The organism is Rhodoflexus caldus (assembly GCF_021206925.1).
Classification (GTDB): Bacteria; Bacteroidota; Bacteroidia; order Cytophagales; family Thermoflexibacteraceae; genus Rhodoflexus; species Rhodoflexus caldus.
Map to the genome: position 1 here is coordinate 40,935 of NZ_JAJPRF010000021.1, position 15,653 is coordinate 56,587.

The 15,653-nt window shown below is 46.9% G+C and carries 12 protein-coding genes; 4 read left to right on the plus strand and 8 right to left on the minus strand.

The genetic code is table 11. From position 1 onward, the window contains the following. Positions 1-14: 14 nt before the first annotated feature. Together NDK19_RS15845 and NDK19_RS15850 are read right to left on the minus strand one after the other, a co-directional pair. On the minus strand, positions 15-677 hold the full coding sequence (locus NDK19_RS15845) for a DUF4159 domain-containing protein (protein ID WP_250632885.1): 663 nt from the start codon (positions 675-677) through the stop codon (positions 15-17). A gap of 8 nt (positions 678-685) precedes the next feature. Next, entirely contained in the window at positions 686-1,399 is a 714-nt protein-coding gene (locus NDK19_RS15850; protein WP_250632886.1) for a 16S rRNA (uracil(1498)-N(3))-methyltransferase, read from the minus strand. A gap of 48 nt (positions 1,400-1,447) precedes the next feature. On the opposite strand from NDK19_RS15850, the gene NDK19_RS15855 reads away from it, so the two are divergent. Beyond that, entirely contained in the window at positions 1,448-1,882 is a 435-nt protein-coding gene (locus NDK19_RS15855) for a DsrE family protein (protein ID WP_250632887.1), read from the plus strand. A 1-nt stretch (position 1,883) separates the two neighbouring features. Continuing rightward, entirely contained in the window at positions 1,884-2,978 is a 1,095-nt protein-coding gene (locus NDK19_RS15860; RefSeq protein ID WP_250632888.1) for a glycerate kinase, read from the plus strand. A 192-nt stretch (positions 2,979-3,170) separates the two neighbouring features. Here NDK19_RS15860 and NDK19_RS15865 read toward each other — a convergent pair whose 3' ends face one another. Next, the gene (locus NDK19_RS15865; RefSeq protein WP_250632889.1) at positions 3,171-3,989 is read right to left on the minus strand and encodes a 2,3,4,5-tetrahydropyridine-2,6-dicarboxylate N-succinyltransferase; all 819 of its coding nucleotides are present in this window, start codon (positions 3,987-3,989) and stop codon (positions 3,171-3,173) included. Between the two features lie 114 nt (positions 3,990-4,103). Here NDK19_RS15865 and NDK19_RS15870 point away from each other — a divergent pair, with 114 nt between their 5' ends. Both NDK19_RS15870 and NDK19_RS15875 read left to right on the plus strand, forming a co-directional pair. Beyond that, positions 4,104-5,804: a GMC oxidoreductase gene (locus tag NDK19_RS15870; RefSeq protein ID WP_250632890.1), complete on the plus strand. Its 1,701-nt coding sequence runs from the start codon at positions 4,104-4,106 to the stop codon at positions 5,802-5,804. A 197-nt stretch (positions 5,805-6,001) separates the two neighbouring features. Beyond that, positions 6,002-6,820: a DUF4198 domain-containing protein gene (locus NDK19_RS15875; protein WP_250632891.1), complete on the plus strand. Its 819-nt coding sequence runs from the start codon at positions 6,002-6,004 to the stop codon at positions 6,818-6,820. Here the strand turns inward: NDK19_RS15875 and NDK19_RS15880 are convergent. From NDK19_RS15880 to NDK19_RS15900, 5 genes are read right to left on the minus strand one after another with little or no spacing between them, the layout of a single operon-like run. Continuing rightward, positions 6,790-9,384, minus strand: coding sequence for a DEAD/DEAH box helicase (locus NDK19_RS15880; RefSeq protein ID WP_250632892.1), 2,595 nt, complete (start codon positions 9,382-9,384; stop codon positions 6,790-6,792). The genes NDK19_RS15875 and NDK19_RS15880 overlap by 31 nt on opposite strands. A 45-nt stretch (positions 9,385-9,429) precedes the next feature. Next, positions 9,430-11,586 (minus strand): hypothetical protein, encoded by a 2,157-nt coding sequence (locus NDK19_RS15885; protein WP_250632893.1) that lies wholly within the window; start codon positions 11,584-11,586, stop codon positions 9,430-9,432. Next, a complete protein-coding gene (locus NDK19_RS15890) occupies positions 11,541-11,882 on the minus strand; it encodes a translation initiation factor (protein ID WP_250632894.1) in 342 nt (113 codons plus the stop codon). Before NDK19_RS15890 ends, NDK19_RS15885 begins: the two co-directional genes overlap by 46 nt. A 2-nt stretch (positions 11,883-11,884) precedes the next feature. Next, on the minus strand, positions 11,885-12,538 hold the full coding sequence (locus NDK19_RS15895) for a LolA family protein (protein ID WP_250632895.1): 654 nt from the start codon (positions 12,536-12,538) through the stop codon (positions 11,885-11,887). A gap of 22 nt (positions 12,539-12,560) precedes the next feature. Continuing rightward, positions 12,561-15,059, minus strand: coding sequence for a DNA translocase FtsK (locus NDK19_RS15900; protein WP_250632896.1), 2,499 nt, complete (start codon positions 15,057-15,059; stop codon positions 12,561-12,563). Positions 15,060-15,653: the final 594 nt, after the last annotated feature.

Below are 15,653 nucleotides of genomic sequence, written 5' to 3' on the forward strand. Positions count from 1 at the left end.
GTTTAATCGCTTCATCAGTTTTGAGTAAAGGCATACATAAGGATATTGGCTCCCATTTGCAGTGCCTTTTGCCGTACTTCTTCGGGGTCGTTGTAAATGATTTGGTCTTCCCAGCCGTTGCCCAAATCGCATTCATAGCTGTAAAAAACGACTAACCGCCCCTCATAAATCAGTCCGAAGCCTTGCGGCGGTTTGCCGTCGTGTTCGTGTACTTTGGGCAGCCCGTTGGTGAAAATAAATTTCTGTCGGTAAATCGGATGGTTGAACGGCAACTCTACCAATTCCAACTCGGGAAATATTTTTTTCAGTTCGGGTCGGATGAACTTATCCATGCCGTAGTTGTCGTCTATGTGCAAAAAGCCCCCCGAAATGAGGTATTTCCGCAGGTTTTGTGCCTCCGACGGGCTGAAAACCACGTTGCCGTGCCCGGTCATGTGGATGAAGGGGTAAGAAAAAATTTCGGGGCTGCCCGGCTCAACGACTTCTTCTTCGGGGGCAATGTTTGTTCCTAAATTGCGGTTGCAAAATGCAATCAGGTTGGGCAGCGATGTTTTGTTGGCGTACCAGTCCCCGCCGCCGTTGTATTTCAGCTTGGCAATTTTGAGCGGGCGCTCTTGGGCTTGGGAGGGGAGGCTTGCCAACAAGCAAATGCTAATGAATATCAGGTGTTTAATCATAGCCGCAATTACTTAACTTCATTCAACAAATGTAACGCATGACAGCCTAAAATGGCTGCCGTTTCGGTGCGGAGGCGCGTATTGCCCAGCCCCGCGACCTGAAAACCTGCGGCCTTTGCCGCTTCCAACTCGGCAGGGGTAAAATCGCCTTCGGGGCCTATGAGCAGGCAAACATCCGTAGCAGGCTGCGCCAGTTGGAACAAGTGCAGCGGCTTTTCCTTGTCCGCATGGGCAATAAAACGCCCCGTTTCGCTGACTTTTTGCAGAAAATCGGCCAAGGGCAAGGGCGCGCATATCTGCGGCAGCCAACATTGCAGCGATTGTTTCATGGCGGCAAGTGCTTTCTTTTCCATTCGTTCCGTATTGAAATGTGCCCGTTCGGTGCGTTCAGTCAGTACAAAACTGATGCGGTCAATGCCTGTTTCGGTGCATTTCTCTACCATCCATTCCATGCGCTCGGCATTTTTGGTAGGTGCAACGGCTAAATGGATACTGCCCCGATAAGGTTTGGGTTGCTGTGTCAGTTTCATAATGCCGACTTTGCAGCGTTTGGGGTGCGCATCGGTAATCATGGCTTCGGCAAGCGTCCCTTGGCCGTCGGTGAAGTGAATGGCATCGCCTTGCATCATGCGAAGCACGCGCACACAGTGTTTAGATTCTTCTTCGGAAAGCACAAATTCCTGATGAACGGGCGGAAGTTGTACGGCATAGAACAATTGCATGGCTCAAATTTGCGCATAAATGTGTAACTTACCGAAAAATTTACTGCCATGAGAATTACCCGATTTTATTTTTACGCCATTGTCATTTTTATCATGTCGGCAGCAGCAAGCAATGCTGCATGGGCTCAAAATCCGAAAAAACACCGCGTAGTGATGCAATTTACAACCAGCGATACGGCGGCTCATCGGGCACTAATGAACCAATTGAAAAATGTGTTAGAAGGTTTTGGAGAGGAAAACCTCGAGATGGAGATTGTTTGCCACAACAAAGGGATGGATTTGTTGATGAAAACAAGCCCCTTTGCATCCAAAGTGGTTGATTTTCAACAGAAAGGCATCAAGTTTTTAGCTTGTCGCCAAACCATGACCCAGCGCAACATCAAAGAGGAAGATATCATCAGTTGCCCAATTATTCCGCGGGGGCTGATTTGGATTATTGAGCGACAAGAGGAAGGATGGAGTTACCTCAAAGGCGGATTTTAGTATGCAGATTTTGGTAGCGCCCAATGCTTTTAAAGGCACCATTGAGGCTGACCATGCCGCACAAATTATAGCGGAAACCCTGCAAGCCAAATATCCGCAGGCCGATATTACGCAATGTCCCATTGCCGATGGCGGCGATGGGACTTGTCGTTTATTGGGAGAGGCTTTGCAATGGCAATCGCATACTGTTTTGGCAACAGATGCACGTGGACGCGATATAGAGGCCACATGTTATTTTGATACTGCCGCCAATACAGTCTGTGCCGATGTCTCATCCGCTTCCGGTATCCGTCATTTATCCCTTGGCGAAAAGGATGTATGGAGTGCCTCCACGTTTGGTACAGGGCAAACAATAGCCGATGCTCTCAAAAAAGGCGCGCAGGAAATCATTTTGGGTTTGGGCGGCAGCGCTTCGGTAGATATGGGCTTGGGCATTTTGCAGGCATTGGGGCTTGAACTGTACGATGCTGATAATCAGTTGATAAAGCCGTTTAGTTTCCGATGGTTGGAGCGGATAACCCGCCTGTCAGCCGAGCAGCTGATGCCTCTTGCAAAAATTACCTGCCTTTGCGATGTGGATAATACTTTCTTCGGTGCGCAGGGGGCTATCCCCGTTTTTGCCCCTCAAAAAGGGTTGCAGGCTGCCGATATGCCCGCCTTTACGGCCAATGCAGAGCGGATTTTTCAGTTGTTACGGCAACTGAACCCGACCCTGGCCGACCGCCCTTGCTTTGGCGCAGCAGGTGGTATTGCTTTGGGTTTGTCTGCATTTTATCCCGTAGAAATTCGCAGCGGGTCGGCGTATTTCTTTGAGGCGGTGCAAATGGAGCAGCGCGTTGCGCAGAGCGATTGGATTATCACGGGTGAGGGGCGCTACGACTTCCAGTCGGAAAGCGGCAAAGGCTGCCATGCTTTGCTGCTGCTGGCAAAAAAACATGGTAAGCGCATCAGCCTGATTAGCTCCGGCAGCGCGGAGATGTTAGCAAATACCGGTTTTGATGATATATATCTGTTGCCGCCGTTGGATTTCGGGACGGCGGATGTAGCAGTGCAGGCTGTGGCGAATTTGAGGGAGGTTTTTTACTCAAATACCTGATACCAATCAGGGCTACGAACAACTACTTCACTGTCGGAAAAATACTCGGCAATTCGGTACAGGTGGTTACATGTAAACCTGACAGGTTTTTAAGGACTGTCAGGTTTAAGTGTTTGTTTTTCAATAATTTACACAAAACATTTTTCGCAAACCTCTTACGCTTTTGTGTAAAGCGGATAGGGGCTCATAACTCTATACCGCTACACCGTTTTCACGCAGGGCATCGTTGAGCGAAGTTTTCAGGTCGGTGCTTTCTTTGCGCTGCCCGATGATGAGCGCACAACCCACCTGATATTCGCCCGCAGGGAATTTCTTGGTATAGCTGCCCGGCACAACTACCGCACGCTCAGGTACATAGCCGCGATACTCTACCGGCTCACTGCCCGTAACGTCAATGACTTTTGAAGAACCTGTAATAACTACGTTTGCGCCCAGAACGGCCTGCTTGCCAATGTGCGCCCCTTCTACGATGATACAGCGCGAACCGATGAAAGCGCCGTCTTCCACAATCACAGGGCTTGCCTGCACAGGCTCCAGCACGCCGCCAATGCCTACGCCGCCGCTCAGGTGCACATCTTTACCGATTTGTGCGCAACTGCCTACGGTTGCCCATGTATCCACCATTGTGCCGCTATCCACATATGCGCCAATGTTTACGTAGGAAGGCATCATAATCACCCCTTTGTTCAGGAATGCGCCGTAGCGGGCAATAGCATGAGGTACTACGCGCACGCCCAACTTGGCATAGCCTTTTTTCAGGCGCATTTTGTCGTGAAATTCCATCGGGCCAACCTCAATAGTTTCCATTTGACGGATGGGAAAATACAGAATCACGGCCTTTTTAACCCATTGGTTTACCTGCCACTTGCCGTCTGCCGTTGGCTCGGCCACACGGATACGGCCTTTATCCAATTCTTCAATGGTATATTCAATTGCCTGAATGGTTTCAGTACTTTTGAGCAGCTCGCGGTTGTCCCATGCTGCTTCAATGATATGTTGCAAGTTGGTCATGATACAAATGTTTTGAGGCAGTAAAATTAGGAAGATATCAGCGTTGCACGGAAGTTTTGCGGCAAATTCCCTAACTTTTGGCTCTTCCATGAAAATGAAAACACGCCATTAAAAATGACTTACCTGAATATCAAAGCCAAACAGCAAAATACCTTTGACGCAATTGTCGTGGGTTCCGGCATTTCGGGTGGCTGGGCTGCCAAAGAACTGTGCGAGAAGGGCTTGAAGACCCTTGTACTGGAACGCGGGCGCAGCGTGGAGCATATCAAAGACTATCCCACCGCGAACAAGTTTCCGTGGGAACTGCCCCACAGAGGTCGGCTGACGGCCGCCGAGTACGACAGCCACCCTATACAGCGCAAATGCTATGCATTCGGAGAAGATACCAAGCATTTTTTTGTCAATGACGGCGACCAACCCTACACACAGATAAAAGGCTTTGACTGGATTCGCGGCTATCAGGTGGGGGGCAAGTCATTGCTGTGGGCGCGGCAGTGCTACCGCCTCAGCCCGATGGACTTTGAAGCCAATGCCCGCGATGGGGTAGGGGTGGACTGGCCGATTCGGTATGAAGACCTTGCGCCGTGGTATGACTATGTAGAGCGTTTTGCTGGCATCAGCGGCAACCGCGATGGGCTGCCCCAAATTCCTGACGGGCAGTTTTTGCCGCCAATGGAGATGACCTGCGTGGAAACCCATTTTGCCGATTTTTTGCAGCGCAACTTTGAGAACCGCCGCATGATTATCGGGCGGTGTGCCAACCTGACAAAGTCGCATTTGGGGCGCGGCCCTTGCCAATATCGCAATCTTTGCCACAGGGGCTGTCCTTACGGCGGCTATTTCAGCTCCAACTCGGCGACTATTCCCGCAGCACAGAAAACGGGCAATTTGACCCTACGCCCCGATTCGGTGGTACATTCGGTTATTTATGACGAACAGAAGGGCAAGGCCACGGGTGTGCGTGTGATAGATGCCAATACCAAACAAATGACAGAATACTACGCCCGCATTGTATTTCTCAACGCCGCTACGCTGAATACTACGTTGATTATGCTCAATTCTACATCCTCGCGCTTTCCCAACGGGTTGGGAAATGACAGCGGGCAGTTGGGGCACAACCTGATGGATCACAACTATCGCGTGCGTATTTATTCGGAGATAGACGGCTACGAAGACCGCTACTACACCGGTCGTCGCCCCAACGGTACATACATTCCCCGCTATCAGAATTTGCAAAAAAATGACCGCCCCTACCTGCGCGGATTTGCCTATGGCGGCGGCAGTTGGCGCGGCGGTTGGTCGCGCGGCATCAGCGAAGGCGGCTTTGGTGCAGACCTGAAAGACAGACTTTCCGAACCCGGCAAGTGGGGCTTTGCCATGCACGGCATGGGCGAAATGCTGCCCGATTACAGCAATAAAGTATCCTTGGATACCACAAAGTTGGACAAATGGGGTATGCCAACCCTGAAAATAGATTGTGAATACAAAGAAAACGAGCTGCTGATGATAAAAGACATGATGGCAGATGCGGTAGAAATGTTGGAAGCGGCAGGCTTCAAAAATGTCAAGGCAGAAGACAGCAAACAGTTTCCGGGGTTGGGCATCCACGAGATGGGGACAGCACGCATGGGACGCGACCCGAAAACATCAGTACTCAACAAAAACAATCAGGTTTGGGGAGTGCCCAACGTATTTGTAACCGATGGTTCCTGTATGGTGTCATCTGCCTGCCAGAATCCTTCACTTACCTACATGGCGCTCACGGCACGTGCCTGCGACTTTGCCGCCGGTGAATTGAAGCGCGGCAATTTGTAATATTTACGCAAACTGTTTTTCAGTAACTTACACAAAAAAATTACAAATCACTTGTGCTTTTGTATAATTCGCGTTCGCATACAACGATTGCTGACAAGTTAGGTTTATGAGTTTTGTCTGCTAAAACTTAGCTTTGTTGGCAATTGCAGTGTATCTGCAAAATCACAATATTATCCAAACATAAAGGCAAATAGCCCATGAAGCGTTACACATTGAAATACTGGATATCATTCACATTCTTATTCACCATCGTTATTACTGCAATAGCCCATGAATATGTGTTTTTAGCAGCTAAATACCGATTGAAAAAAGGAGAACTTTTACAACTGCATTTGTTTGTTTCCGACGGTTTCAATATTGAAATGGAGCGTCAGTTGCAAAAGAATATGACACGTCGTTTTGAAATGCTTACGCATAGTGGTAAGGAGGACTTACTGTCTAATTCGGCTGACAATGCTTTTCCTGTATTGAATAAACAAGTAGATTTTGAGGGTACAGCACTTGTGCATATGGAGCGTGATTATGCTAAGATTACTCTTGCCAACGACAAGTTTTCAGCTTATCTGAAAGAGGATAACATAGAAAACATCCAAATTAGCCGTGCTAAACCTGAGCAGCGTGAACGTTATTCAAGGTATATTAAATGCCTGATAACAAGTGAAAATATCAGCACTGCTGATACCATTCACAAGGCACGTGTAGGGCATCGCTTAGAGTTTATCTTTTTAGAAAATCCGTACTTGCTCAAAGTAGGCGACAAATTCAGAGTTCAGGTATTTTTTGAAGGTAAACCATTGGCTAACAAAGTCATCAAAGCGCGCAATCGTATAGGCAATAAACCTGCAACTCAACAAACTGCACGTACCGATGGTAATGGTATCTGTCGTTTTTCGTTAAATCGGAAAGGCGAGTGGTTTGTTCATGCCACGCACATGATACCCTGTCCCGAACCTACGGAAGCAGACTGGGAAAGCTTTTGGGCATCTTACAGCTTTGGGTTAGAGGAAGACGAGTAATTTTCCGAAGGCTTCACTTTAAACCTCAGCATGATTTCACCCGTTTCGGGATGGATTTCAAAGTAATTTTCCTGCATCACAACCTCAGCACCTGTGGTGATTTTCAGCATATCGCCGAGGAAATCCATACCACTTTGCAATACCTGACGGAGTTTTTCATCGGTAACGGGCAACAGGGGAGTTGTACTTTCGGCGGCTTCCTCCTCCACGGCAAGCGGTGTTGCAGTAAGTTCATCGGTCGGCAGCAAGTCGCTGATAGAACCTGCCAACTGTTCCAGAAATTGTGCGCGCCCTTCGGCAGATAAGTCCACTGTATCGGGTGTTGTGCCTTCGCCCAGTACCCCATCCATCAGGCTTTGTTTGAGCAAAAGACCGTTGGCAATTTTTTCTTCTATGCTGTTTTCCGCATATAAATTGATAACGGTCAGATGGCGTTGCTGTTGCCCGATGCGGTCTATCCTGCCGATGCGTTGCAACTTTTTGGCCGGATTCCAAGGCAGCTCAAAGTTGATGACCGTATCGGCTATTTGTAGGTTCAGCCCTGTGCTGCCTACATCGGTACAAAGTAAAACTTTGCAGCCCGCATCGTGGGTAAATTTACCAATGGCCTCATCGCGCTGCTGAACGGGTACATAACTGTTCAGTTCGGCAAAGCCGATGCCATAGTCAAACAACATCTTGCCAATCAAATCGCCCATGCGCATCCATTCGGAGAAAATAATAATTTTACGGGGCTGATGCAGGATGTCTAATTTTTCAAGCAATATGTGGCGCAATTCTGCCAGTTTGGGCGAGTGGTTGGTTTCTTTGTCAATCAGGAAAGTAGAGTTGCAGGCCATGCGCATTTTAGCGAGCAACTGCATCAACTTCTGATGGTCAAAAGGAGTCATCAGTTTTTTGCCGAGAATGGCCGCCACGCCTCTGCCAAACTCCTGATGATAGTTTTGTTGCAGTTCGTGCAGCGTAACGGGCACGTTTACTTCGCTGATTTCGGGCAATTCGTCCAGCACATCGGCTTTGGTGCGGCGCAGCAATATAGGTTTCAGGCGTTCATGCAACTCATGCAAGTTGTAATAGCCTGTGATTTTGTTGCGCTGTTTTTCATCAAAAAAGCAATATTGATAAGAAAATTCCCAAAGCGGCGAAAGAAAATGCGGGTCTGTAAACTCAACAATTGAGTACAAGTCAATCAATCGGTTTTCTATGGGCGTACCCGTGAGTGCCAGCGTATGTTTGCGCTGAATTTTTTTGAGCACTTGTGCGGTTTGCGTAGCAAAATTTTTGATGCGCTGTGCCTCATCCACAACGAGCAAATCGGGCGACCAAGGGCTTTGTTGGCTGAAATAGCCAATGTCTTTCAGCAAAACTTCATAATTGACAATGACAAAAAAGGCGGAGGTGTCTTGATAAGCCGACAGCCGTTTTTCCGGCGAACCATTGGCAATGATTGCCGTTTCGTTGGTAAATCGTTCAATTTCCTGCTTCCACTGTTGTTTGAGTGAGGCAGGGCAAACAATCAACGTGCGTTTAAAGCCAAGCAGTTGTTTTTTTAGGACTGCCGCACCAATGGCTTGTGCCGTTTTGCCCAATCCCATTTCATCAGCAATAACGGCCGCTTCGCGGAAGGCGGCAAAAAGGACTCCTTTTTTCTGATAATCAGGAAGTTGTGTGCGGAGTAGGTTGTCGGGTATTGTTTGGTACTGTGCGGCAAGCTCGGTCAGGGCGCGTCGGTTAAAGCCCCTTTCTAACTTGTCGGCTACTTCGGGGCGAATCAGAATTTCTTTGAAACGCGCAGCCGTTTCCAGAAAAGGCAGCAGGCCAAAAATAGCATTGTCGGGCAGGCTTGGTTCAGGGAAATATTGCTTGACCAAACTGCGCGCTTCATCAGATGCCGACGGGGCAACGGCTGCCGTAACCCGATACTGATTGAGCGGGTCTAAGAAAATTTCGGTAAAAGGGAATAATTCGGGTTTGGCGGCTTCGTGCAAGCCTTGTTTTTTTGCTGCACCAAAGGCAAACATCAGGTGTTTACAAGTTCCCAGCTTATTTACCTGATAATCAGGGCATGAACAGTAGCCAATTTCTTTGTCAAAATCGCGGAAAGTGATGCGGTAGGTTTTGTTCTTTTCGTTGCGGAGCAGGTGCTCACCAAACGGATTGGCGGCCAACTCTAAGTGATACTGCGCTTGCTGTGCCTTTTCTTTGCGTTCTGCCAACACGCGTTTAGCCATGCCTTCATGGGTATAGCGAATCCCCTTATTGGCAGCAGTTGTTACCGATTGTCGGCGGCTCATCAGGTCAATGGCTGCCATCAAAGCAGCAATGGCAGGCGCATCCCAGCCTTTTACCTGATTGTCAGCCTGTTTGTGAACTTTGTCCTCATGGATGCTGATTTTTACCTCTGTATCCTGAAAAGTATCTTTTACTAACCAGTGAAAAGTTTGTTCCGACTGCGATAGCAGTTGCACAGCACCATTGGCAAACAGACTGTGCCCCTGACGGAACGTCCATTCGGAAACATTGTTTTTGATGTGATGAAGAAATGCTCTTGCGGTTTCAAGCATATGAAAGAAGCCAATTGACCGCAAAAGGTAACAAAAAAACGCTTCTTACGGAAGAATATGCAGCTCGATACCGCGGTCGCGTGCACCCGAATTAGGGATAACGGCTGTGCTTAAACGATTGGCTGCTACGCCTCTTTGTGTAAGATAGGCCTGCACAATTGCTGCGCGTTTCTCACCCATTCGCGCGTTCCCGTCCGGGCATCTGATTTGTATTTGCAGCGTACCGTTTTCCAGCAAAAATGCACCGACTTTGTCCAGCACGGGTTTTGAAGAGGCGCTGAGGTTGCCTTGTCCGTCAAACTCTATGGAAGGAATCTGCCAGTCTGTGCCGTTGGCAATCGGTTGCAGCGCTATGGCATATTCATTTTTGCCGATTTGTTCGCCTAATTGCCAGTGCGAAAGAAAGCCGCGCGCCATCACTTCTATAAAATAGCTGTTCACAGGCTTGTCTAAGTAGAAATTAAACCTGCCGTTGGCATCGGTAGAGGTGAACTTGACCGTTTTTGAGGTTTCAATGTCTATCAATTTAATGGTAGCCCGAAGCGGCTGTTTGCGTGTCGCATCTTTTACGTTGCCGTTAATGGCAAATACAACGGCGGGGGCTTCCCCCGTATTTTCGGTGATTGGTTCAGCAACTACTTCCATGCTGCCTTCTATCTGCATACTGAAGTTGCGCTGAATGGTTTTGCTGCTACTTGCATCTATGCTGCTGATTCTGAAAATTTCCTGATACTGTATTTTGCTTTGCTGCCATATGCGCAGTTGTATATCGGTTTCTATGGGTACTTCAACCCTGTAATTCCCGTTTGCATCGGTTTTTGTTTGTATGGTTTTGCCTTGAAACACGAACTGAATTTGTGAGGCTGCAAGTGCTTCGCCTCGCTTCCCTAATATTTTGCCGGTCAGCAGCGGTTTTGAAAGCGGGAAAAACTGATAAATATCGTCGCCGCCCACCCCGCCGGAGCGGTTAGAGACAAAGAAACCTTTGTCGCCGTAAATTTGCAGCCAGTAGTCATCGCCCGTGGAACTGATAGGGAAGCCGACATTTTCAGGCAGGCTCCAGCGTTTTTTCACAGGGTCGTATTGCGTTTTGAAAATGTCAAACCCGCCGATGCTGTTCCAACCTTTGGAGCTGAAATACAGGGTTTTAGTATCGCTTGCAAAAAAGGGCGTGTATTCGTCGCGTGTGCTGTTGATTTCTAAAATGGCGGTAGGCGCACTCCATATACCATCGGTTTGGAGTTCTGTGTAGAACAAATCCAAACTGCTTGTTTCGGGGTTAAAAGCAGAAAAAATCAGTTTGCGGCTTTGGTCATACAGCGTAGCGGCCAATGGACGACTGGCTTCTTTAAATTTTACGCTCAGCTCGCGTGCAACTTGCCAACCTGCCGCAGAGGGTTGCATAAGCCAGAGTTTCCCGCCTTTCAGTGCCAGCATTGCGCGTTCGCTGTCTATCCACTGCAAAGCCGTAAAGTTGTTTTGCTCGAGATTCTCTTCCGAGACCCGCTTCCAACGCGCATCGGGTTGTTTTTGTGCCAAAAACCATCCTTCTTTTTCTGCGGAAGTTTTTGCAGGCGCACTGTTGCCTTTACCTTTTCGGATGAACCACAGCCGCTGTGTACCAATATAGCTGATGGGAATACTTTCATTGGCAATTGTATTGATGCCTTGGGCATTTTCTACGGTAAATGCGGCAGGTTTTTGCATCAAATCCGTTGCATAGCCAAGCAAGGTAAGCAGGTTGGCAGCCTCTTTGGCAAATTTTTTACTGCCGCGTTCAGCAAGGTAGGCGTTAATGGATGCTTTGCTCTCCTCAAACCGATGGTTCATGTAGCCTGCCCTGCCTAACCAGTAGAAATAATCATCTAAAAATGCGGCTTGTGCTTTGGGGATAAGTTTGAGGTAATCGTAGGCGGTGCCGCCTTGTTGCAGTTGTAGATAGCACAAAGCGGCATAATACAAAGCCTGCTCGTCTTGTCGGTTTTCAGCCAATATTCCTTCCAGAAGAAGGACGGCATCGGCATACTTTTTTGCCTTGTAGGCTTTCATAGCTTCTTCAAACGGGTACACCTTGGCAGGCTGTTGCGCGTGTAAAGCGCCTACAGTTGCTAACAAAGCAATAACCGAATAGCATAACCGATAAATGGTTGCCAATATCAGCCGCCTGCTTTTTTTACCTTGTAGCCTTCTTTGAGAAGCCATTCGTAGATTTTTTCTCTGAAATCGCCTTGAATAATAATAATACCGTCTTTGGTGCTGCCTCCCACGCCGCATTTGGTTTTGAGTTGTTTGCCCAGTGTTTCCAAGTCCGAGGAACTCCCGACAAACCCTTCCACAATGGTGGCAATTTTGCCTGCTCTTTTGCGGTCTAATAACAGTTTAAGTTGCTGTTGTCCGGGTGCCAGCGTTTCCGGCTCGGCAGGGTCGTTTTCCTGATAAACAAAATCAGGGTCGGTGCTGTAAACAACGCCGGAGCGGTTTTTATGTGATTTGGCCATGATTAACGTAAATCAACCTCGGTTACTTTGGGATATTGCGACTTATCAAAGTTGAAAAAACTGTCTGCCACTACAATGTCTGGCTGAAATTTGTTGATGCTGTAAAGCGAACGCCGCCCGTTTTTTTCAAAAATCTGCCAACTTTTCAGGTCGCGGGTACGCTTGTTAATGGTCAGCCTGATTTTGAAGTAGTTAAGGTTTTTATCGTCAGGAGTCAGGTCAATAACATCAAACACTTCATTGTTTTCCTTCTTTTCCTCCATATAGTTGTACTTAAAACCTTTTTTGTACATGTTGTAAACCTCGGCAGGATTAATATCGCCGCTGTCGGGGTCATATTCGGTAATGGTTACTTCATTGTCTTCCTTAGAATATGTCCAAACTGTGGTTTGATTATTATAAACCTCCTGATTACCCAATTTAAGGCGAAATTTTGCCCCCTTGACCGTAATGGTTCCGGTAAACGTTTCGTCTAATTTCTCCTGAGGGCTGCGTAAATTATAACTGAACTCTGCGCGAAAGGCGCTCATCTTCTTATAACGCTCACTCATGGCGTTTAAAATGGCTTCTGCCTTAGGGTCGCGGGTATTTTGGGCTGCCGCAAAATGAATATATGCAAATAGAGTAATGAGTAATGATGCGAAAATTTGCTTCATAAAAATCGGGGTATGAAATAGACTATGATAGCGATTTCAATAATTGTTCCAAAGCGTATTCATCTTGGATTAAAACCTTGCGGGCTTTGCTGCCTTCAAATGGCCCAACTACTCCTGCGGCTTCCAACTGATCCATAATGCGCCCGGCACGGTTATAGCCCAAACTGAGTTTCCGTTGAATCAGCGAAGTACTGCCCTGCTGATGCGCCACCACCAATCGTGCTGCGTCTTCAAACATGGAATCGCGGTTGTTTAAGTCCACGGTTTTGGTTTCTGCGCCTTCATCCTCATACTCAGGCAGCAAGTAAGAAGTATCGTAACCGCGCTGTTCACCAATAAATTCGCAGATGCGTTCTACCTCATGAGTATCTATAAAAGCACATTGCAGGCGAATGATATCCGACCCGTTGGAAAGCAACATATCACCCTGTCCTACGAGTTGCTCGGCGCCGTTGCTGTCTAAAATCGTGCGGCTGTCCACGCGTGAGGAAACTTTGAACGATAAGCGTGCAGGGAAGTTTGCCTTAATAATACCTGTAATAACATTGACCGAAGGGCGCTGTGTGGCAACCACCAAATGAATACCAATGGCACGTGCCAACTGTGCCAAACGAGCAATCGGTGTTTCAACCTCTTTGCCCGCTGTCATCATCAGGTCAGCCAACTCATCAATAATCAGCACAATATACGGCAGGAAGCGATGTCCGTCCTGAGGATTCAGCATCCTGTGGGTGAATTTATGGTTGTACTCCTTAATGTTGCGACATCCCGCATCTTTAAGCAGGTTATAGCGCACGTCCATTTCTATACAAAGTGAGTTCAGCGTGTGAATCACCTTGCGGGTGTCAGTGATAATAGGCTCTTCCGCATTAGGCAATGTTGCCAGAAAGTGGCGTTCAATCCGATTGAACAAAGTAAGTTCTACCTTCTTAGGGTCTACCAGCACAAACTTTAATTCCGAAGGATGCTTTTTATATAGTAAAGATGTCAGCAATACGTTCAAGCCCACCGATTTACCTTGTCCGGTAGCACCCGCCATCAGCAGGTGCGGCATCTTAGCCAAGTCGGTAACGAATACCTCATTAGAGATGGTTTTACCAAGTACTATGGGTAGAGCCTTATCGCTATTGACAAATTTTTCATGTGTGATAATAGAGCTCATGCTCACAATCTCACGGTTCTTATTAGGAACTTCTATACCGATAGTACCGCGTCCCGGAATAGGTGCAATAATCCGAATACCTAAAGCCGAAAGGCTCAGCGCAATATCATCTTCCAGCGTTTTGATGCGCGATATCTTCACACCCGCTTGTGGAACAATCTCATAAAGTGTAACCGTCGGGCCGATAGTTGCCTTAATGCTTGAAATCCCGATGCGGAAATTGCTCAAAGTTTCTACAATTTTATCCTTGTTTTGTTCAAGCTCTTCCTTTGTTACCCGTACTTTACTTACCTCCGGCTGGTCAAGCAAATCCAACGTTGGGTATTTGTATGAACTCAAATCAAGTGTATGGTCATAAAGCCCATAGCGAACATAAGCAGGCTCATCCGAGAGTGGTTGTTGCTCCTCCTCATCTTCTGCCATAGCAAATGCATCCGACTTTTCGGCAGGCACTTCAATACTAAACGAAGGAGAAGGCTGTGCCGATGGAACAACAGGCTCTGTTAATTCATCAAAATCATCTTCTTCATAAATCACTCCGCCTTTGGGCGTATTCGCAACAGGTTGCTCCGGCACATATACAGGTGCAACTTGTTCGGCAGAAGGCTGTTCGCTGTTTTTAGCTGATGTCTGCCGTAAGTTGTTCATAATCACTTCCGCCGGATTGAAGTTGCTTCGCACCTCTTCGGTAGCGGCGGCGGCCTTACTCTTAATTTGTTGCGCTGTTTTTTGAGCCTTCTGCTGGAAATTCAAAAGCGTGTCCAAGTCAAAACTATACACCATAAATACGATGAAAGCTATCAACAGTAGCAGCAAAACAGCCCACCCCATAAAGTTGTACAAACCCTGAGCAAGGCCATAGCCTATACCTCCACATAAAAAACTATACTGGCTTTCTGTTTCTGTTACCAAAACCAGATAACCGAAGGAAGTACTCAGCCAAAACAGGAAAAAGGTGAAGATTTTAGCTGATTGCCAACCCGTGAACAGGCTTCTTCCAAAAACAAGCAACCAGCCTCCGTTCAGAAATATAGGTATAAACAGAAAGGAGGCTATGCCAAACCAGCGATAAATAAAGTAGTAAGAAAGAACAGCCCCAAAGCGCCCCAACCAGTTGCGCGCAACGGCGTTAGAAGTAACAGTATTATTCCACGACTCTACAATGCTCTGGTCTGCTTCCCCCGTCGAGAAATAAGAAACAAATGAAAGAGCCAGCACGATAGAAAAGGCTATCATCAGCAGACCAAGCGTTATAAAAAAACGCTTGTCCTGAAAAAATGCGATTAGGTCATTCAGGCGAAATATCGGAGTAGTACTATTGCTTTTCTTCTTCTTATACAGATTGCGTTTGCCTGCCATTTGGATAATCTTTGTTTACCAATTCATTTAAATCTAATGACAAAGTTACTGTTTATCATATAAGTAATGCGATACCCGCCAACATCTTTCAACGGTAGCTCAGGTGGCTTCAAACAAATAATTAAAAAAATTGGAGCAAGGTATTGCATAATTAAAATCCGTGCCTCAATTTTGCACTCCCAATTCGGCAGTACAGCAAAGAGCCGTACAAAACGAAAAGGAAAAAGTTCATTAAAATTTGTTTTTGAATTAAAGGCTGCTTAATTTTGCATCCCATATTTCAAAAAACAATTTTTGCAAGAAAACAAGTTCTTTCAAATTTTTGAGAATTTTATGCGAAATAATTTAGATTGTAATTGATAATTCCCTATATTTGCAGCCCAAAAGTTAAAGTCGCAGAATTAATCAAAAAAATTTTCCAACCAAATGTTGGATAAATGAAAGAGGTTATCTAACTTTGCAGCCTCAAAATAGTGGAGGTTATTAGGGGTACAAAGCTAATCGGAAGGATTAGCGGAGAGTTCATTGACAGGATGGCATACAGAATGAAGTACTGGAAGAGGTAGTCATTCGGGTAAGTTTGTTTTAGAGCGT